Annotated in this window: 15 protein-coding genes; 5 read left to right on the forward strand and 10 right to left on the reverse strand. The window is 58.3% G+C overall.

Annotated features, from left to right (window positions below):
* Positions 1-11 precede the first annotated feature (11 nt).
* Entirely contained in the window at positions 12-929 is a 918-nt protein-coding gene (locus AAIH70_RS15825) for a LysR family transcriptional regulator (RefSeq protein ID WP_132274443.1), read from the reverse strand.
* Positions 930-1,304: 375 nt separating this feature from the next.
* Here AAIH70_RS15825 and AAIH70_RS15830 point away from each other — a divergent pair, with 375 nt between their 5' ends.
* On the forward strand, positions 1,305-1,970 hold the full coding sequence (locus AAIH70_RS15830; RefSeq protein WP_430034606.1) for a hypothetical protein: 666 nt from the start codon (positions 1,305-1,307) through the stop codon (positions 1,968-1,970).
* Positions 1,971-2,154: 184 nt separating this feature from the next.
* On the opposite strand, the gene AAIH70_RS15835 is transcribed toward AAIH70_RS15830, so the two are convergent.
* From AAIH70_RS15835 to AAIH70_RS15860, 6 genes are all read right to left on the reverse strand, one after another.
* Positions 2,155-3,075: a hypothetical protein gene (locus tag AAIH70_RS15835; RefSeq protein ID WP_430034608.1), complete on the reverse strand. Its 921-nt coding sequence runs from the start codon at positions 3,073-3,075 to the stop codon at positions 2,155-2,157.
* 141 nt (positions 3,076-3,216) lie between these two features.
* Positions 3,217-4,422, reverse strand: coding sequence for a KAP family P-loop NTPase fold protein (locus tag AAIH70_RS15840; RefSeq protein ID WP_430034610.1), 1,206 nt, complete (start codon positions 4,420-4,422; stop codon positions 3,217-3,219).
* Positions 4,423-4,532: 110 nt separating this feature from the next.
* The gene (locus tag AAIH70_RS15845) at positions 4,533-5,186 is read right to left on the reverse strand and encodes a hypothetical protein (protein WP_430034612.1); all 654 of its coding nucleotides are present in this window, start codon (positions 5,184-5,186) and stop codon (positions 4,533-4,535) included.
* A gap of 570 nt (positions 5,187-5,756) precedes the next feature.
* Complete coding sequence (locus AAIH70_RS15850; RefSeq protein WP_430034614.1) at positions 5,757-6,161, reverse strand: hypothetical protein; 405 nt, start codon at positions 6,159-6,161, stop codon at positions 5,757-5,759.
* Positions 6,162-6,388: 227 nt separating this feature from the next.
* A complete protein-coding gene (locus AAIH70_RS15855) occupies positions 6,389-6,871 on the reverse strand; it encodes a pyridoxamine 5'-phosphate oxidase family protein (RefSeq protein ID WP_430034616.1) in 483 nt (160 codons plus the stop codon).
* 67 nt (positions 6,872-6,938) lie between these two features.
* Positions 6,939-7,343 carry a response regulator gene (locus tag AAIH70_RS15860; RefSeq protein ID WP_430034618.1) on the reverse strand — a complete coding sequence of 135 codons (405 nt, stop codon included), beginning with the start codon at positions 7,341-7,343 and terminating at the stop codon, positions 6,939-6,941.
* 428 nt (positions 7,344-7,771) lie between these two features.
* On the opposite strand from AAIH70_RS15860, the gene AAIH70_RS15865 reads away from it, so the two are divergent.
* Positions 7,772-10,582, forward strand: a complete 2,811-nt coding sequence (locus tag AAIH70_RS15865; RefSeq protein WP_430034620.1) for a type I restriction enzyme HsdR N-terminal domain-containing protein — start codon at positions 7,772-7,774, stop codon at positions 10,580-10,582.
* Positions 10,583-10,666: 84 nt separating this feature from the next.
* Here the strand turns inward: AAIH70_RS15865 and AAIH70_RS15870 are convergent, their stop codons facing one another.
* Positions 10,667-11,368, reverse strand: coding sequence for a hypothetical protein (locus AAIH70_RS15870; protein ID WP_430034622.1), 702 nt, complete (start codon positions 11,366-11,368; stop codon positions 10,667-10,669).
* Between the two features lie 323 nt (positions 11,369-11,691).
* Between AAIH70_RS15870 and AAIH70_RS15875 the strand changes: the two genes are divergently transcribed.
* From AAIH70_RS15875 to AAIH70_RS15885, 3 genes are all read left to right on the forward strand, one after another.
* Complete coding sequence (locus AAIH70_RS15875) at positions 11,692-12,357, forward strand: PIN domain-containing protein (protein ID WP_430034624.1); 666 nt, start codon at positions 11,692-11,694, stop codon at positions 12,355-12,357.
* Positions 12,358-13,095: 738 nt separating this feature from the next.
* Positions 13,096-14,250, forward strand: a complete 1,155-nt coding sequence (locus tag AAIH70_RS15880; protein ID WP_430034626.1) for a DNA cytosine methyltransferase — start codon at positions 13,096-13,098, stop codon at positions 14,248-14,250.
* Between the two features lie 418 nt (positions 14,251-14,668).
* Entirely contained in the window at positions 14,669-15,241 is a 573-nt protein-coding gene (locus tag AAIH70_RS15885; RefSeq protein WP_430034628.1) for a response regulator transcription factor, read from the forward strand.
* Between the two features lie 227 nt (positions 15,242-15,468).
* On the opposite strand, the gene AAIH70_RS15890 is transcribed toward AAIH70_RS15885, so the two are convergent.
* Together AAIH70_RS15890 and AAIH70_RS15895 are read right to left on the reverse strand one after the other, a co-directional pair.
* A complete protein-coding gene (locus tag AAIH70_RS15890; protein ID WP_430034630.1) occupies positions 15,469-16,278 on the reverse strand; it encodes an SDR family NAD(P)-dependent oxidoreductase in 810 nt (269 codons plus the stop codon).
* A 271-nt stretch (positions 16,279-16,549) separates the two neighbouring features.
* Positions 16,550-20,728, reverse strand: a complete 4,179-nt coding sequence (locus tag AAIH70_RS15895; RefSeq protein WP_430034632.1) for a PAS domain S-box protein — start codon at positions 20,726-20,728, stop codon at positions 16,550-16,552.
* Positions 20,729-20,790 lie beyond the last annotated feature (62 nt).

Genomic DNA, 20,790 nt, shown 5'->3' on the forward strand with positions numbered 1-20,790 from the left:
ATGGCACGGCCTCACGTCGATAGGCGTGAGGCCGAACCCTTGATGAAATCGATGAAGGCGCGAAGCGGCGCCGGCACCAGACGCCGGCCCGAATAATACAGAAACGGCCCGGGAAAGCGCTGGCTCCACGGCTCCAGAACCTCCTCCAGCGCGCCGCTGTCCAGATGCGGTTTCAGCCAGCCATCGAACAGATAGATGATGCCGCTTCCGGCCACCGCTGCCTCGACCGCAAGATCGATGGCGCCGCCGGACTGGACGATCAGCGGCCCGGTGGGATCGACGCGGATGATCTCCGCATCCCTTTCGAATTCCCACGGCCCCATCATTGCACCGCTGGCAAAACGCCCGCGCATGCAGGCGTGATCCAGCAGATCGCGCGGATGCTGCGGCCGGCCGTGACGTTCGAAATAGGCGGGCGAAGCGGCTGCGACAAAACGCTGGACACGCGGGCCGATCGGCACCGCAATCATGTCCTGCTCCAGCCGCTCATCATAACGGATACCGGCATCGCAACCGGCAGCGATGATATCGACAAAACTGTCCTCGCTGATGATTTCCAGCCGGATATCCGGATATGCGGCGAGAAAACCCGGCACGATGGCGGGCAGGACCAGCCTTGCGGCGCTGACCGGCACATTGATGCGCAGCACGCCGGTGGGGCTGTCGCGATAGCCGTTGACCACGTCGAGCGCCGTTTCGACCTCTGCCAGCGCCGGCCCCAGACGCTCCAGCAGGCCTCTGCCCGCTTCTGTCGGCACGACGCTGCGGGTGGTGCGGTTCAAAAGCCGCACGCCGAGCTGCGTTTCCAGCCGCCGCACCGCCTCGCTTAAGCCAGACGCACTGTAACCGCTGCTACGGGCGGCATCACGAAATCCGCCGGCACGCGCCACCGCAACAAAGGCATTGAGATCACCGAGATCGGTTTTCATTGTTCGAAATCCTGCACAACTCGTGCCGATTATATCCGGTTATCGCGCGAACCGACAGGGCCTATCTTCGTTTCACCCAACACCAAGGATGTGGAAATTCATGTATGATGACCCAATTGCATACAGTTGACACAAGTTTCCGTACGTAGTTTGGGAGCCCCGAGAGAGCTCCTAAAGATGTTCACTCCCATGACAAGCCTACTTTGCACAACCATGACGCTAAATGATGCATACTATCCGCTCTATTACGCGGATATGTAACCTACTACATACGATTCGGCTGAGGAGACAACTTTATAATCAGACCAAAAGGATTTTGTTTCTTTCAAGCGCACATATCACTCTACCTCATCGCTTAATATTTGAGGTATACTTATGACGCGCGCCTATCATCCTTACCGCTATCAGCGCAATCTCTCGCTAGCGACCACACGTATAGAAGCGGTTCTTGCTGATAACCCGGACAGGTTGGCCGCGGAGTTCGACGGATTGTCTGATGCCGACCTGTGTAGCAGGCGAGAAATTCTGAACCACGTCGAGGCTCTTATAGCGGATTGGAAGGCTGATGGTTCATGCAGCTTCGACGCCGAATTGGTGCTGGACTCCGTGCGCGACGTTGAAGGTTGGGTATCGGATATCTCAGACGAGATCGGCCATACCGTCACCTATGTCAATTTCGGTCCTGCGTCCGGTTTCTCCGTAGGGACGGCCGGCGAATTCATTGAAGGCATGTATTTCCGCGAAGCGTACTGCGACGGCAAAGCCGGGCTGGAGATTACATTCAGTTGTGACGGCCCCTCTTGGAATAGCATGCATACCGATCGGTACGCAGCGGTTCTCCTTACCGCGTCTCGAACGGCAACATGCTTCCGGACGGAGTCAGAAGGCGCCGTAGCGGTTAGGTGGCTTCACGGCGACAGCGCGCTTATCGCCGAGCCAGCCATACAGTCAGCACTGGCCGCTGCGGACATTATGCTGACCATCTTCTCCAGTCCTGCCGTCGACCCGACTCCTCTGGTAGCTGCGATAAAATTTCACTGAAAGGCATCGACCGCCGTTCGATCATAGAAAATTTGCAAGCCCCAAAATCTCAGCGCGAAGATGCCGCAGAACATTCACGCCCTGTTGGCAAAAAAGCGCTGCCACGGCGAGAAGGTACCGAGCACATTACGGGAGTTGCCAAGGTTGTCCGTGGCTCCTTCGCCAGAGAGCCGGACATGTCATGTCAGTCCTCTCCGCGCCGTCGCCGGTCCGCAGCTATCAACACTCTTGACGCCCAGGTTGCGAGCTCGCCACCATGTTCGTTGAACCGCTGTGCTGCTCGGACCAGTTCGCTTAAGTCGATGAAGTCGTCGACGTTCGGCATCAATGAAAAGAAGCGGCCAATTTCTGACGAATTACCCTCGTTAAGAACCGTCTGTGCGATACCTACGAATCGCTCGCTGAGAAATACGCTGGTGTTCAGATGCTCTCGAACCACGGCTACACCGAGAAGTTCCGCGGCAAGAAAAATGATGTGTGGCGGGTACGCCGACTGTAACACCCGGTTGTCCGCCAGCGCCTTGTAGAATTTATCTGCCATTTGTTTCACGAGTGCCCGTTCGGAACGGGAGATGTCCCTGCCATCAGCGTTGCGCGGAATCCCAAGTCTTCGCAGCACCGCGGACATAAGAGACAAGTCATCGGAAATTTCGAGCATGCGGCCCAGTAAGGAGAACTTCTCGTCGTCCGGTAACCGCTCTACACCGGACGAGACAGCACCGTTCAGGCGACGGAGATTATCCGGGGTGAACACATCGTCCGTAAGGCGATCGCCTAGCCGGATCAGTCGCGGGCCCAGTTTGATGAGAGCGCTCGCCCATTCCTCCGTAAGAGGCATCGTGCCGAAGTTCTCCCATATGGTATCGAGTATCTCCGCACGAATCTCCGGACCATATGGCGAATTCCCGGCATGCTCGACAAGTTCGCGCAATGCGGCTTCGGGGATTTCGCTGGCGAACAGCCGCTCGAGATCAGTCTTTCCGATGCTCGTAACGGGTTCGGACAGCGCGAAATATGTTTCCGCGCATTCACGCTCCCTCAAACGCTTGCTACGGCGGTCGTTCTTCGACTTGTTAGGAGGCCGGTGGAATTCCTTCGATGCCATCGGAAAAAGCTGCGACAGGGCCCGTTTTCGGCGTTCGGTGGTCTCGATCCGGCTTTCTTCCAGGGCTGTCTCGATCGTTGTGCCGTCTTCGAGCTCGCCTTGACACAACCCGTCGAGGTTCTGTCTAATCCAGCTGTACAGCTATGTATCTTTTGCGTTTAGGGTTTCGAGTATTAGGAGGTCGACCGGATCGGTCTGATCCTTAAGCAAGCGATGGGCGCGAAGGACCCAGTCGGCGCAACGAACGGCGTCTCGCGGCGTTACGACGTACTGGCGGAGGACCTGAACACTTGCTTCTTGGGCGCGATCCAGCACCTCGTCGGTAGCCCCGTCGAAAAGTTCTCGTCGGCATTCGTCGAGCAGCACTAGCACGCGCTCCGGCGACAGCATTGGCAGCGCGCGGCGGTACTGAACGATTTTCTCCAGGTAGGCTTCGGCGTCTACGCGGAGTGTACGACGGAGATGTCCACAGAGAACATTACGGTCATAGCTTATCAGGTAGAGGATATTCGGAAGGTTTCCCAGGCTCTTTACCAAGCCGACCATTTCGGTCGCTTCACGAGGACTCAGACGATCGAGGTCGTCTATGACCAGAATAATTTTTCGGCCGTCCAGTTCGCGAAGGGCAGCTTCCAACCGAAGCTTCCTGGTTTCCATGCTGGCTTCTTGCCTGCCATAGGAAGCAAAAAAGTCGCGCACGGCATTCCCGCTACCTGGCAAAGCTGCTTGCGCGGCGATACCGGCGACCGGAGCCAAACGTTGCATAACCTTGGCGTACTCCCGCATTGCCCCTTCGACGTCCGTGCCGAGTGCGCCGCCGACGGACTTCGACAATTCGTCGAGAAACACGGATGACAATGCCGCCGTGTCAGGAACCAGCCAAGGGCGAAAATGAACGACCACGTTACGCGGAGCGACTGCTGCATTGAGCCGTAGACGGAAGTACCGATAGAGACGCTTTCGGAGTTCTTCGTCTCCGTCAGCTTGAGCGGCAATGGCGCGGTGATGATGGTCGGGATGAAGATATGGGATCGTTTGCTTACGTTCAGCCATCGTGCTTATCGCATCATATCGGGCTGACAGCTCGCTCAGCGTCTCCGGAGTCTCCGTCTTGCCCTCATCTCCATGGAAAGCGGGTTCCGCTGAATTCGAGCTTAGTTCCAGATGAAGCAAATGCTGAAGCGTCATGTTTATGACGCTGCTTTTGCCCGCGCCCCACTCGGCTTCGATTCCCACGACGTATCCCTCGGGGAGATCATTGATCGACCAGACTTGGCGAGCGAGTGACTCTGCGAAAAATCGTCGACCTAGCCGATCCGAGGCCCCGTTGCGTATTGCGTTATCCAAGGGGCCTCCTACGGACGTGTCGGGGACACCTTCGAGTTGAACCGTTTTCGTCCATAGCCGCCTGAGATAACTCGAGATCGCTTTTCCAGGTCAGCGAGCAATCGAAACTTTTAGGAGGTCTTCGGAAAAAGAGGCGTGACATTGGTCGTCTCTCCGGCAGAAGTGGAGTCGCCTCTGCGTTCGGCAGCCGCTTCGACGTTCCGCAGGATGTTGGACAGTCCTTCTGCCTGACGGTAATATTCCGGCTTTTCCGGCATCGTTAGCTCGAACTCACCACAGATACGGGCGATAAGATCCATCGCCCGTACTGCAAGTCTCGCGTAGCCCTCGATCCTCCTTTCGAAGAAGCCATCATGGTGGTTCCTCGACAAATCCAGACTCTCGAGCGCACTTTCAACGTTCGAGACGCGGTTGGAGAACCACATGATCTCCTCACCCAGATCTTTCCCAAGCAGGTGCCAATCTACCTCTTTCGGAAATGAAAGGATCGGTTCCGGAACGTGGAATGCGAACTCAACCTGATCCGCCGGATTGAATTCGGGCACGTCGTGAACGGCGGCGTAGCACGCACCGACATAGTCATCCAGCGCGAGCACAGCCTGCATCGCCAAATTGCGAGCCGCCATTTTGCTTTCGCGTGTACGGAAAACCGAGCCGGCCACCTGCCCTTTCGACTGGCTGGCTATTCCCAGGCCGAAGCAACCTACGCCGATCACGGCGAAAAGCGCGACGGTTCCGAGAGACGAAGTGAAGAAATCGGTCACTGGGGACCTCCAAACGACACGGCGGGAGGCTGCTCGTGGACGACTCACGCCAGCCGGAACTACAGCTTGCATCGTTTCGTGTAGATCGCAAATGCCCGACCGTGCTGCGTCCGGGTTCGCATGCCACAGGCAGGATCCGAGCCGTTGGAAACGGAGAATGCCGCGATGGCGACCGCCTGATCAGTCGGACATCATGCTGGTTCTGCATTCAGGTGCGGGTATCGATCCTGCGAGCGCCATGGATGGCTATTCCTATGGTCTGACCCTTTGATCCAAGGATCGACCGTCCATGAAACGTATAGATTCCTGCATCCACGAGACGAAGGTTGCCCGCATCGAGAGCGGTGATCGGAACGAGTACGCCTTGACCTTCCGCCAGGCGGGCATACCACTGTGAATCGACGGAAAAGACGGTACCCTCGAGAGTTCCTCGCTCCAACTGGGCGATCTGATGTTCGGAGATACGGAGGCTGGACGCGGGTCGCTCCTCAACAGCGTCCGACCTCACGACGTGTCTGGGCGTGGCAAGGCCAGCAATCAAAGCCTTCGCATGTTCGCTGTCGCCGAGGTTTAAAAGATGGTGCCATGGTTTACGATATTTACCTGCTGGGCTCTACCGTTTGCTACGGGAGCGGCAAGAGATGTGAGCGTGATCCGATCAACCGGAGCTATCTCTAAATCGGCACTCATCGATCGTATGCCTAGCGCCGAGCCGACGATTTGAGCGAGATGGCTCGCGAACGGCGCGAGATTCTCGCGCGCTGCGTAAACTTTGCCCGCTGCGTCGACGGCATCGACGAGGACTTCGATGCTTCCCGGACGAACCGCTGCAACCGTCAGCTCGGCCTTCAGTGAACGCCCACCCGTACTTCGGACGAATGCCTTATAGGACTTGTCCAGCCTGAGTAGAATCTGCGCGAGTTCCGTGGAAGAAACCGTGTCGGCCCCGATAACTAACTTGAAATGTCCGTCCACAAAGACCTCTCCGTATGGCAATGACCGGGTTTGAACCGACACCGACGTGCCTCTATCCGGCGACGCGTAGTAGCCTCGGTACCCGAGCCAACAAGTCCCGACGATATGAGACGTTAATTTGGCGAGAATTTCCTGTCCAGCGGCATCCGCCGAACATCAGGAGCTCGATCCCGTACGGACCGAGCTTGCCTATAGTTGCCTTTAAAGGGTCCGCCGGCGACGGCGGCTCACATGTCGACCTTCGCATTGTCGCCCATGTCCGGACGTGCGCTCGACACGGCTGCCGCCGCCATCTTGATGTAGCTGATTACGGTCCCAGGACTATCCCAATACTCGGCTGACGAGGGCGTTACCTTCAAGACACGAATGGATGGGTCTTCTGGATTATCCCACCACGCTTTCGCCGGGGTCGCCCAGAGATCACGGATTTTCACACGATCGTTCTGAATTTCGGCCGTGCCCGAAATAGAAACATACTTCTGGCCCTTCGAGTCGGCGAAAGCCAGGCAGACATTCGGCTGCCGAGCGATCTCCTCATCCTTGTGGCTAGCGACATCGGTCAGGAAGTAGAAGGCGCTCTCGTTAGGTTCGCTATAGGCCGACATCGGGCGAGCCCGCAGATCGAGGCCGCTCTGGGTGGTGAGCATGCAGAACCCGATCTTATCTGCAAGTTCCCAAACCTTCGAACTATCGGTTTCGTGGTTCGTCATCGCGATCTCCCTTTCGTTACAGTCCGAGAACGAGATGATTGCGCAGAGGTTCCTGTCTAGAGGGCGGCTACGACGCTCGCGCAAGCGACGCTGCACCCTTGCTCGCCGGATGAAGTCCTCGGCCTAAACTAGCCTCGAGCTGATCGACGACTGCCCGCACCCCGAACGGCTTCGGGATGAAAGCCCAGCCGGTCGCGATACCTTCGGTCACCGCCCGCCCGGAGGTGACGATGATTGCCGTGGTTGGCGCGTGAGAGGCGACCATCGATGCCAGATCGAGCCCGTTTAGACCGCCGGGCATATCGACATCTGTGACCAGGGCGTCGAACGCCGGGTTACGGCCGATTACGCCGACTGCCTGCAGGACATTCGAGGCGATCGATACATCATAGCCTTCATCGAGCAGAACCTCTGCGAGGACCATTCTGATGAGTGGTTCGTCTTCTACCAGTAGTACAGAACGCTTGGACAAGGGCAGGCCTCCGTTGACATCGGTTACTCAAAACTCGTCCGAGCCGAAATTCGGCCTGCCCCGCCGACTATTCTTCGTGAACATGTTTAATAAAATGCGAACTATGGAATGACATAGAGTGAGGGCCGAGATTGACCTGCATTTTCGCGCTCGCTGGCTGTGACTATCGGACGATGGAAATCCGTTACCGGGCCTTCAGTGCGCTTGTTCGGTTCGACGGATAGATCGCGACGATTAGTCGGACTACGAGCATTTATGTGCAGAGCCGCCCAGGATCTTTATGCACCACGAACGCGCTTATTGGCCTGCTCGCTAAGATGGCGGCACGATGGACGCCCCCTGAATGCGCGGCGGCCGCAATAAGTATATGTTTTCCAGGCGCCGAAATGATACCAAATCCAAGTTCCAGAGAGGATGGAGACATTGCGTTGCCGAAAGCCGAATTCTGGGACGGTATTCCCGCCCTCGCATTTTCGAATGAGGGTGATGTCGAGGTCAGACTTGTCGTTCCGCTTTTGCGGGCATTAGGTTACGATCTTGACGACATACAAAGTAAAGCGCCTGTCGTTTTCCACGAAGGCAGCAAGGGTCGTAAGCTCGAGGCCGACTTCGTTGTTCATGCATCGCGTCCCCATGGACGCTCGACATCACTCATAGTGGTTGAAGCAAAAGCTCCGGGAAAACCTCTCGACGCTGCTATCATGCAGGCAGAGTCCTACGCGGAAAAGCTGCGCGCGCCGCTGATCCTCGTCACGAACGGCGAGGAGCTGAAGCTCCTTCAACTACAGCGTACGGGCGAAAATGAGGTCGTTTATGAGTCGTCTGTCATCGATATTGTAGGCAGGCGGGGTGAACTTGAGCTGCTGGCTTCAAAGCCGGCCGTGCGCGAGCTTTGCAAAACGCTGGCCGATAAAAAGCTTACGGTCTGCGTCAGCGAAGTCACCCCGTATGAAGAAAGCGAACGAAGAAGACTGGGATGGGCGACCGGTGCGCTCGAGAGAAAACTTTCCCGGAAGGAAGGCATCAGTGTTTCGTCGACTTCCCTGCTGAAGGACTTCACCCAAGGGGCGGTGATTGTCGGCGCGTCGGGTTACGGAAAAACCACACTGGCAGCCAATCTCGCCGTACAATCGATAGAAAGCCGCTGGGCCGGCGATCACACCGCCCTGACGTTCGAGGTCTTCTTACCCGATCTGGATGCAGAAGACGCCGATGTCGAGAAATTTCTCTCGACCCGTTTGATGCGACACCTGCCCCAGTTTACGCGTGAAGCCCTTTTGGACAGGTCCCGCGCGGCGGGTTTGGTTATCGTAGGCGACGGATACGAGCGCGTAGAGATCACGAGACGGAAAAAGCTCATCGCCCGGCTCCGGACGGTCCGACGGGATTTTCCGCTAAGTAGAGTTTTTCTGTTGGCGCGCTCGCTCGACGGAGATCTCGTCACGATGCGGCTCCCCGTTCTGGAGCTTCAGGACTATTCGGCCTCTGACGTCGACGCACGTATGAGGGCTCGAGGTATCGCGCGTCCCGAGCACCTAGCGGCCGGAGATACGATGAGCGACCACCTTCGCCTCATCTGCCGCGAACCTTTGCTCGCTGACCTCGTCCTGGATCACCTCGAGGCTTACCGACGCTACCCGACGTCTATTCGCCCCATTTATGACCGTTGGCTCGAAAATCTTCTTTCGCAGTTCGACCCGGCCGATAGGCTGATGTATCGCGCCCTTCTCACCAGTCTCGCGGTCGGCAGCACCGGGTCATCGCTCTCCATCAAAAGCGCGTTCGAGCTAGCAGGCAAGTTCGGGGATGCCCGCGCACTGATCCGTGACCTGACTGACGTCGGGGCTCTGAGCGTCGGAAGCTCGACGCTCGAAGTTGTCCACGAAGCTTTGGCGGATTACCTTCGAGCTGAAAACTTCATTGAAAAGCATGGGTCGGATCTGCGGGGCGAGGCCAAGGACCTGAGCTTAGAGAAGACTTCCCACTTTCCCGCGCTCCTGCTGGCTGCCACGGATTCGTTATCGGACAACAGAGACGTATGGCGCTCGATGGTCGAGAACGATGTTTCTGTCGCGATGGATACCTTGAGGTTCACCCACGGTTTCACGGACAGTCATGACGATTCGGCTATTATTCTGGACGACATACTTCACGCGACCGAAACCGTAATCAGCACTCACTTTCCCAAGCGCTCATCCGATATTATCGAACATTTGACGGGCACGCAGACACTTAGACTTGGCATCAGGGGCGAATACGACAACGGAAGGGTGAATTATTCTTTCTTTGACACGGCAAGTCGGCAGAGGCGGCTTCCGGTTTCGCCCTCAGGCAGAGATCCCGGTAGATGGCTCTACTACGACCTCTCGGCCTTTGGACTTGGACCTGATTGCGGAAGGGCGCTTGGAGTCGGTGCGGTTTTCAATGCCATCAAAGGCATCATCGAAGCGCGAGAACTTTTCGGAGGCAGAGTATGGACCGAGGACCTCGTGGCCGGACGCCTTCAGTACCTGAACGAGGCCGTCGGCATCCATTTCAAAGACGTTTTCGACCTTCCCGGCTCCCACCGGACCCTTGCGCCTCAAGCGGAAGCCTTTGTCAGTCGAACCAATTCCTTTGGACGCGGCCAAAGCTTTTCGATGAGCCGTCTTCTTGCGGACATCGAGTATCTTCTCGATCTCGGCCTGTCCCGGATCGAGCCTTGGTGGTGCTCTCCGGATCAACCCGACCTCTCTACCGAGGCCGACATGGAAACATTCGCCCGATCCCTCGACGCTCAGTCAGCAAGAACGCAGAAGGCATATCTCGAGGTGGTAGAGGCGAACTTTCCATCTTTGACACCTTTTCTGGACGGTGCACAGCAGTTTCCTGCCCGACGGGAACTTCAGGTGACGGCCTCGAGCGAGAGACGTGAGATTTTCCTGACCTACCGTGACCACCCGGTTTCGGATATCGAGGATGCGGGTGCGGATGTTTCGTTTCCGTCCGAAGTGTCCGAATGGTCATCATCGGAAGCGCTCGATGAGCACCACGACGCGACTCAGACCAGAGTAGCGGAACTCGGCCCCGGACGAGCGAGGTACAAGACACGCTCTGGATGGTCTATGTTTCATGGCTTCATAGTCGATCCTTGGCACGGCGATGGCCTTCCCTATGAAACGGTCGTTGTCCGAGACGTGACCAAGACCCTGATTGCCGACATGAAGACCCTCTTCGGCAGGTCACCGATCGTGCGTTGAGCGAGACGGTGAAAGCGGCGGTTCTGTCCCCGCCCTGAGGTATGCAGTGCCGGAGTGTGTCGCAATACCCGTCCTCGTTACACGCTAGGCGAAAATCCTCATCTGCCGCCCCCGGCCCGACGGCAACCACTCGCTTCGAAACAGCATATGCTTGCGAGCCGTCGCCTCGTTCGTGAGGTGCAATAATACTTCCCCGTACGCGACGCTGTTTTCGTCGTTCAAAACCAAGGCCTTGATCGCACCCTCCGGCCCGTCGCCCGCGCGGTACTGTCTATAAAACGTAACGGTCCCCAAAATGGACAATCGGTCCTTCAGCGTTACCTCACGAGGCAGCTCCTGGTACCTGTCGACAAACTCCCCGTTGTGCAGCCCGAACTCCGAGACATCCAGGATTGCCTGAACGTTTTGCTCCCAGTTTACGGGCCAGCCCAAAGATTTCAGCCTGAACGCCGCATCGATCACCGCTTTCAGAGCCACTCGATGGTTGTCGGTCACACCGAAAAGAGCGCTGTTCGAAAACCGCACCTGCTCGAGGTTCTGAAGGCTTTGGATGTAGGTCTCGAAGGCCTCACCGATCCCCGCTGTGGGCACCCAGCGCCCCGGCACGAACTCCTCCGTAGATACGAATTCAATCGACGCTCGAGCGAGTGAATGGCTGCGGGTCAGGGAAAGCGCCTCGGCGACCGCCTTCTCCGAGGCAGCCTGCCTTTCCAACGACGCCGCCAGGCGCTCGTGATAGAGCTCCAATCGGCGCTCGCGCTCGATCCCAAATACTGCCTGGTTCATTCTCGATCTCCGGTTACCGACCAAGCGTGACGTCGAAATCGATCGGCTGCAAGTACATCGCGTGGTTCCCCATAAGAGGACGCACGCAGCGTTCTCTTCGTTCCGACTCTTTTCGGCATCTCGAAATGCGGCAGAAGAGACACTTGTCCACGAAACGCCGTACCGTGGCCCATAGCGGGGTCACGGTGGGATCTGACCACTGCAAGGGAGGGGTGCGCCCAATTGGGCCGCCCGCCTACAACAAAAGACTCCGTTAACGCCGCGTTAACCATACGACGTCACCGTGTAGTCGCAGATTTCGCAACCACCGACGGACAGACGTCATGTTTCTATTGGACACGAGTGTTCTCAGCGAAGCGCAGCGGGTAAAGCCGTCGCCGGAGGTCCAAAGATGGCTTCGGCGACAGCAAAGGATCGCAATTCCTTTTCCGGTCATCCTCGAAATCGAACAAGGCATCTTGGACGTCATCGAGACCAAGCCACACAAAGGGCACGAACTGCGTGAATGGCTGTCGGAGTTGCTAGAGTCGGAGTTCGAATACCCGGAGGTTACGCCCCGGGTCGCGGCCATCCTGGCGGAGATGATGTGCTGCGCGCCCCTCAAGAACTTCTGGTTCATAAACCCCGATGGCAAAAAAGATAAGAAGCCTAGCCAGGACTTGTTCATCGCCGCCGTAGCCATTGTGCACGCCCTACCGCTGGCGACGTTGAACGATAGGGATTTTCAATCCATAAACCGCTTTTTCCCGATACCGGGCGTGTTCAATCCCGGCTCCGGGCAGTGGCCCGTGGCAAAACCAGGCTCATCAAAACGGGACTTCGTCGATATGGAGCTCTGCGTGCTTGAGGCCATATTTCAAGGCGCATTTCTAAAAGCCGGCACGTCAATCGATTTAGAAAATGCATCCTGCCCTCAAAGCCGGGCTACTCTGTCCCAGGCCCTCCCCGGGCCAGCACCTCGCCAGCCCGAGATGTTCTTACGGCTCTGAATTTGATTTCGAAGACGCCGTCGACATCCAAGATACGCTGGATACGTCCGCCCTTAGCGCCGTCGAGCACTTCCGAGGGCCGTTTCTCGGCATCCGCCCGGGTCCAGTCTTGAATATTTTCGAGCACTACGAACCTCGTTTCTTTGAAGACTTCATATCCGATTCCGGCCCGAAGTGAAACGGGCGCTTTCGAAGGGTCAGTACGTCCCTCCGGAGCTGCTGTGAAACTTTCCGATTCAAGAGCATACATTTCGGTCGATTTACGGTTCGAGCTGAGGTCCGGAAACTAACGGCCAGGCCCATGTACCCGTGGAGCCCATCCGCCTGTTCCCGTCGCTCGAAGAAATGGTCGAAGGCGTCGGGGATGCTTTTTCCCGAACGGTTCGCATCCGAACTCGAATTACCGGACGACGGTTCCGAGGCGATCCGTCTTCCAAGGGTTCGAAACGGGTGCGAACCATGTCTGACGAATAGCTGCCAGCCCCTTGGCCGAAGTGGATTGCCAACTTTCAGCGAGCAGGAATGTCGCACTCGTGCAACAGACTTGCTCGGGTAGTTGCCGCTATCCCGCTCGGGGCGGGGAACGATATACCCAAAGAATGCATCCGATGTCGGTACAGGTAAATTCACTATACGGGCGAGTTATGATCGCGACGGTTTCGCGTCTGCTATTCCCGTTAACCCGCTGTCACTACGTTCCCGCCACTAGAAGGCGTAGGGGCAAAAATGTATCGCGTAATGGACTTGTTCGCCGGGGCCGGCGGATTTTCACTCGGAATGGCAATGGCGAATTTTCACATCGCCGCTTCGATCGAATACGACAAGGATGCGGTCGCGACATTCAAAGCCAACCATCCTCCCGAGGGCCTGATGGCGTTCAGGAGTCCGATCGAGATTTTTCCGAACATCATGCTGTCTTTCACGCGAGGCATCGATGTGGTCGTCGGCGGTCCGCCCTGCCAGCCGTTCTCCGAAGCTGGCCTCCAGAACCCGCTCGACGAACGAAAAAATCTTTTCCGGGAGTTCGTGAAAACCCTCCGGACGGTCGACTCGTACGGGAAATACAAGCTTCCTTCTGCGTTCGTTTTCGAGAACGTCGAAGGTCTAGCCACCACGCGTGGCGGTAAAGACCTGGCGGTAATCCAGGAAGCTCTAGCCGATTGCGGCTATTTCCTCTCCACGCGGGTCCTGGACACCTCGGAGTACGGACTGCCACAGCGCCGTCGTAGGCTTATCATGGTCGGATCGAGATTTCCCGGCTTCGAATTTCCCGACCCGGTCCCCGTCGAAGAGCGCACGACGCTTCGGGACGCCATCGGCGATCTTCCGCCGCCTACCGCCGACGGGATCGTGCAAGTAAACGGCCGAGAAGTCACCGGGCACACGAGCCCTAATCATTCTGCCGATCTAGTTGCGCTTATTTCCCAGATTCCGGAAGGCGGGCGGCTCTTCGATCTCGAGATAGAGGGCGCACCGAAAGCCTTCCGGGGTTCGTACGCTAGATTGAGTTGGAACAGACCCTCACAAACCATCACCGGGAGCTTCGGAAAACCCTCGTCGGCTCGTTGCATCCATCCGGAGCAGCATAGAGGCCTGACCGTGCGCGAAGCAGCGCGACTCCAGGGGTTCCCGGATGGTTTCCGGTTCCATGGCGGCGTGGGTGCCGTCCGGATGCAGATCGGAAACGCGGTTCCACCGCTTCTCGCTTATCACATCGGAACGGCGCTCCGCAGGCACCTGGAGGCCAACGGCGTCCCTTTCCAGAACTACGAAGCCCCGGAGCAAAAGAAGGTCCCGCGAGACCAGCTTCCCTGGTATCTCGTAAAAAATTACGACAAGGTGTTCGAGGAGATCGTTCGACAGAAGAGGTCTGCTGCAGCTGAGGCGGGATGACAGCCGATCCGAAGGCGAGTGCCTAAGAGATCGTTTGCTTGTTCGACAGGTGAAGGACAAACGACAGGGCGGGACACAAAGGGGTGATAACCGAACGGACATGCAGCAAAGTGTCCGGTCTCCTTTCCCAGATCTACCCCCCGAGAGCGCGCCCTCGCACGGGCGCTAGCCGGACATCCGCCCTTAGCCCGGACAGGGCATCTGCATCGCAGCGCTCTCCGGCGGATGACCGGAGAGCGTTTACCTTGGTCGGCGTGCCGATCGAAATCATCCGGTGGATGCGTGATCAGGCTTACTGCTTCCTCCGGGAACGATTGCGCCTCACGCGCCGACAGCACGAAGATACCGCTTCGTACAAGAGGAAAAAAACAAACCGTAAGATTATCCGGCGATCCGAAGGCAACGGAAGCGATGGAATATGTCTCACGGTCTCCCACCGTCCGTCCGGCGGACAGGCTCCGTCCTGATCGCAGACCCCCAAGCCGAGGGTCTGACCCCGTTGATCGAAACACTCCGCCGCGCCGACTTCGCGGTAGAAACCTTCCCTACTCTGACAAGAGCCATCGCGGGATGTCACGATCTGCGTCCGGCTTTCGTTTTGACGGAACTGCGGTTTCCCGACGGCTCCGGATACGACCTCGCTCGAGTTGTGAGAGCCGTCCTTCCAACGGCGAGGACGGTCGTCCACACCTGGTTCGCCGACATTCACGCAGCCGTGGCTGCGGTCAAAGCAGGCGCCGACGAATTCGTACCTAAGCCGACGGATCCGGAGTTCCTTTCGAGCATATTGCTCGGAAATTCGCGGTGGATTTCATCGTCCTGCAGGATCGCACATCCGAACAGCATCCGGCGAAGCCACGTCGAGCAAATCCTGCGCTCCAACGGGTCCAACGTGTCGGAGACGGCCCGGAGACTCGGCCTCCATAGAAGATCGCTGCAGCGAATGCTGGAGCGTTACGACCGTCATCGCGCGACTGCCGCAGATCTATAGGATCCGGGACCGAATAGATGCGGATTGTATCCTAACGTCTTCGTCAGGCGGCAAGCGATAACTCCCCCTCCTCCCGTAGCGTCGAAGCACGTCGGCAACAGCTACACCGCTACCCATATCATCGGCCGTGTGCGGGAAGGCGGGCCGCGGGCCGACGGAGGCCGTGTTCGGGCCTTTCGACGGACGGACCGTGCCGTCCATCGAAAAACCCGTCTTCCCGTGATCCGCTAGTGCACCGGCGCGGGCTTTTTCGTGTAGCGCGGGCCGGGAGTGTTGCTCGACAAGTGCGGAACCATTACCTGGCGGGCGGCTTCGTAGGCGTTCCACTCGTCGATATCCTGAAGGGAAGGAACACTCGCGAACTCACCGCTATCGAGGTCTGATAGCGCACAGTCCACCAGGTCGGCGGCGCTCATCAGCCATGCGCTCGGAAGATTTCCGATGCCAACGCCCGCTACGTCCCAGAAGTCCGTCGCGGTCGCGCCCGGCAAAACGACCTGCACTGCGACGCCTTTTCCGGCCAACTCGTGTCGCAAAGACTGACTGAAGCCGAGGATGAACGATTTCGTACCGCCGTAGACACCGTTGAGGATTTCCGGACCGATAGCTACGATGGACGCGATGTTCACGATCGTCCCGGAGCCGCGGGCGACCATCGCGGGCGTGACCGCATACGTCAGGCGCATCGGTGCGGTGACGTTGATGGCGATCATGTCTTGCATTTCTTCGACGTCGGTTTCGAGAAGCGGCGACGCACCCCCGACGCCCGCGTTGTTGACGAGCGCCGTGATCGTGCCGTCGCTCCGAAGGATATCCTCGACCTTCACCAGGTCTGCTCCGAATGCGAGGTCTGCAATGACCACCCGAACCTGGACGCCGTGATTGTCCCGAACCTTCGCCGCTACCGCCTTAAGACGTTCCTCGTTGCGTGCCACGAGGATCAAGTCGTACCCGCGCCCTGCCAACCGGTCGGCGTAGACCGCGCCTATGCCTGAAGACGCTCCGGTCACGACAGCGGTTCCCATTTTGCCCGTCATGGAATTACTCCTTTTTGCTGCTTGCTTTCGCAGCTATTTTGACCCGGATAACGAGGATCGGATTGTAGGATCGGTCCCTGGCTTCGATCACCGCACGCAATTGTGCTTTCACAGCCATTCGGCACGGCCCGTCGCCACCTCGGCTTCGGGAGCTGAGATGCGATAACCCGTTCACGAACCTCGACAGGCCTTGAGCAACGGAGCACGGGTTGCGCGCCCGCCACGTACCTATGGCACGCTGAGAACATTCCGGATTTGAAAACCCGGAACCTTAGATGGGATCCGTAAGCGGCCGATCCCCTGCACTTCCGCCGTCATTCGCGGTCAGCGGCAGCGTAAACTCGAATCGGCATCCCCCGACGTTCTCCGCCAAGCGCATCTCTCCGCCATGGTTTTCGATGATGGTACGGCAGATCGAAAGCCCCATTCCCATGCCGTTCGCTTTCGTTGTCTCGAATGGCCGGAAAAAATCGTCTATCCGCTCTTTCGGGATGCCCGGTCCACTGTCTGTTACGCCGACAATTACGACCCCGCCTTCGCGCCGGAAATCTATATCGAGAGTTCGGTCGCGACCCGAGGTCTCGCGCATCGCCTCGATAGAGTTCAGTATCAGGTTCACGAACACCTGCTGCAACTGCACCCGGTCGACCGGGACGGGCGGGAGGTCTGCGGGAATATCCAGGTGTAGAACTATCTTGGTTTTCTGCATCTCCCCGCGCGTCAAGGAGATGACGTCTCCGATCAGCTCCCTCATCGCAATAGGTTCGACCGTCGCCATCTCCTTCCGAAACATTTTCCGGATTCTCGTTACAATTTCGCTCGCTCGCCGACCGTCGTCCATGACGTTCTTGAGGCTTTCTTTCGCCCGGTCCACGTCGGGTGTCGGCCTGGTGAGCCACCGCAGGGCGGCGCCTCCGCTCGCCACGATCCCAGTTAACGGCTGGTTGACCTCATGGGCGATCGACGCGGCCAGCTCTCCCATCGTTGTGGCGCGGGCGACATGTTCCAGTTCGGCCTGGACCTCTCTCAGGTGAGCAGCGCTTTTGATGAGCTCCGCCTCGACCCGCTTGCGCTCGGTGATATCCATCGTCGTACCGACATAGCCTGTCACCGTGCCGCTATGGTTGCTTGCGCTTCTTCCTGTGCACAGCAGATGGATCACCCTGCCGTCAGGAAGGGTGGCTTGGTACTCGAATTCTATGTCACCGTAGTCGGCCGACGCACGCAGCATCGAAGTCCTGACGAGGTCTGCCTCCTCGCTCTGCATCCTCGTAAGCATGCCCTCGAGGGTTCCGCCGACGTCGGCAATGTCGTAACCGAAAATGTTCGCGTGTTCCTGCGACCACTCGAGCTTGTCGGTCGCGACGTTCCAGGCCCAGCTTCCCGTCCGTGAAATCCGTTGCCCCTCGGCCAACATGGACTCGCTCTTCTTGAGGGCGTCCTCGGCTATCTTGCGTTCGAGGACGAAACTCGTGAGCCGGGTGAACCTGTCGATAGCCTCGCGTTCGCGGTGCCCCATAAGCCGCCGTCTGTCCGAATACACGGCGATCGTGCCGAAGACGGTTCCACGACCGGACATGATAGGCGTTGACCAGCACGCTTTGAAACCGAACCGCTCGACGATGCCGCGCGCACAATCCCATCGTGGATCGGCCTCCACGTCGTCAATCCATACGGGCTCCCGACGGAACGCCGCAGTCCCGCATGAGCCGAAATCAGGCCCGATCGGAATTTCGCCGACCACATCGCTGAAGCCCTCGGGCAGTTTATGCCCCCCGCCCGGCCGCAACCTGCGCCCCTCGTCGTCCTGGAGCATTATCGTGACGAAAGACGCGTCCGTCAGAACCGACAGCGTCTGGCACAGGGAGTCCAGGATGTCGGGAAGCGGCTCGCCTTTCGCGATCATCTCGAAAGACTGCTTTTCTCCTGCGAGGATGATTTCGGCCCTCTTCAGGTCGTCGATGTCGCTTTCCGTGCCATAGCATCTGACGATGCGCCCGGTAGCGTCGCAGTGGGGCTTCGCCCGGACGATAAACCAGCGGTATTCCCCGTCGTGCCGTCGCAGTCGCGCTTCAAGCCCGCTCATCTCTCGCTTGGTGACGATGCGATGCCACGTCGCGGCGGACTCCGCTCGGTCGTCGGGATGGAAGACGAATTTCCACCCGCCGTTGCCTGCCTGCTCGGGTGTCAGCCCCGTGTATTCGTACCATTCCTTGTTGAACCACTCGTTCGCGCCGTTCGCGTCGGCACTCCATGTCATCGAGGGCATGGTGTCGTTCGCCATACGGAATTCATGCTCGCTTTCCGCAAGCTCGGCCTTTTCCGACCGTAGCCCGGCGAACGCCTTCGCGTTGTCGATTGCGATCGCAGCGTGTGGCGCGATAGCGAGGAGGCTCGTGAAGCCGACAAGGTCTCGCCGCGGGTCGCCGTGGCTATTCGCAAGATGCAGGATCGCGATCAACCGGGACTTTTTGACCAGAGGGACGTAGTATTCAAACTGTCCCGGCAGACCTTCCTCGGTCCGGGTAGTCGGCTCCAACGTTCGCCGCACCTCGAAAAGAGCTTCCCGGTCGAGCGAGGCAGCTTGGGGCTGCCTACCCTCCTCGGTATAGGTCGTTTCGCCATTTTCGCGAAACGCGGCCGCGGTGACGCGGACCTGTGTCTTGTCGAGCTCGATCAGCTTCGCGCATTGCGATCCGGAAAGATCCATGGCCGTATCGAGGATAAGCTCCGCCAGCGGACCGTAGTCGACAGCGGAGGACATCGCCTGTGCGATCTCGAGCACGGCTTCCAGCCGACCGACTTCGCCGTAGCCCTGAGGCCGCTTGCCGGAGCCGTTAGAGAACAAGCCGGATAAAGACCTCTCGAGCTCCGCGGCCTTTCCCGCGGCTCCCCATCGGACATAGCATTCCTTAGCCCTGGACAGGTGTGTCTCCGCCGACCGCATCATGTCCGACGCGAGGTAAAACCGTCCGGCGGCTTCGCATGCTAGCGCCTCGTCTGCGGTCAGGCCGAACCTGGCGGCTGTGTCTATGGCCTGCTCGTATAGCCGCTCTGCTCCCGTATGGTCACCGTCCACTCGTGCCAGCTCGGCAAGCGCGAGGAGGCGTTTCGACTGAAATGTATCCGGGCATGTGTCTGCCCACCGCGCCAGCCAGTCCACATGTCCGACGATGGCAGCTCGTTCGTCTGCGGAGTTGCCACTGAACACCGCGGCTTGTGCCAACGCGGCGAGGAAGTGATAATTCGCCAACTGGATGTGACCCGTGCATGCCCAGACAAGATCAGATATGCGACGCACCGAGTCCGCCGCGCCTATGAAATCGCCATAAATGAACGCGGCGTGGGCTTTCAGTATCCAGTAAAAACAGATGTAGGTCGGTGTCTGCTCCGGCACGAACCTGGCCTCGAACGCGCGCACATCGAAGCCCTCGCGGTCGAATATGTCGTCGGCGCCCCGTCCGGCCGTCATCGCGGAGACGAACGCCTTTTGCGAATGCAGAGCCATCAGCGGAGCGCCGAAGTTTGCCCTCTCTACGAAGCGCTCGGATTTGTCGAGTTCGTCGGCGACTTCGGCAAGTCGGTCGCCTCGCGCGAGACGGTAGGCCACGATCCTTACCCGTGCGTAACACGAGTACGGAATATCGTCGCTTCCGGCCGCCGCTTCGATGCACGATCTCGTCAGCTCGATCACCGAGCGCAACGGACGGGCCCATACGGCTACCAACTCGATATAGCTGATCGCCTTGACTTCGTGTTCCCGGAAGCCGTGCGCTTTAACCAGATCTCGCGCGACCTCGCAGAATTCCAGGCCATCGTGATAGCGGCCGAAGTGATTGCTCAGGAAGAAGCCGAATAGCCCGAATGCGGGAACAGCCGCCTTTGTGATCCCGTGCTCCAGGGTCAAGCTGACCATATAGCCCAGAGTGATTCCAAGGAGCCGCTCGTCCGTTAGCTGAGCGGAGTTAGTCATCGCCGACAGGAGGTTCACCAACGCCTCGATCTCGGGATTGTGCATCTTGGGAAGATGCAACAATGCTTCTACAGGGCGGTCGTTCAGCCGTTCCCAGACTTCGATGGTAGCGCTTTCGAGCGCTAGCTGGTCAGGATGTGTAGGGATGTCGAGGCCGAATTCTTGGAGGCACGCGAGGCCTGCGGCTACGCTTTCCGGAACTTCGGATCTACGGAGATGCCAGTCTATCCTCAGGCAGCAAACCTCGGCCTTTTCCACCTTCGTGTTTGCGGTCTCGGAAGCGAGGTGGATATTCCGCTCGGATGCAGAGAGATCCGCAGCGGCCAGGCTCAGTCTCGCTGCCACCAGTGATGCTTGAAACCTTCCACGCCTCTCGGTGTCGGCCGTCACCGCGTTGCGATCGTCCGACTGATGGGGAATTTCCGATTGGGACAACATCCGTTCGCTTTGACCGTGCTTTGGAGACATGATTTTCATCTGTTTTGGCAGTTATGCCAGCAATTGAATACCGTGCTTTCTCCGATCACGAAAGAATAACC

This window comes from Neorhizobium sp. BT27B (genome assembly GCF_050455485.1).
Lineage (GTDB): Bacteria > Pseudomonadota > Alphaproteobacteria > Rhizobiales > Rhizobiaceae > Neorhizobium.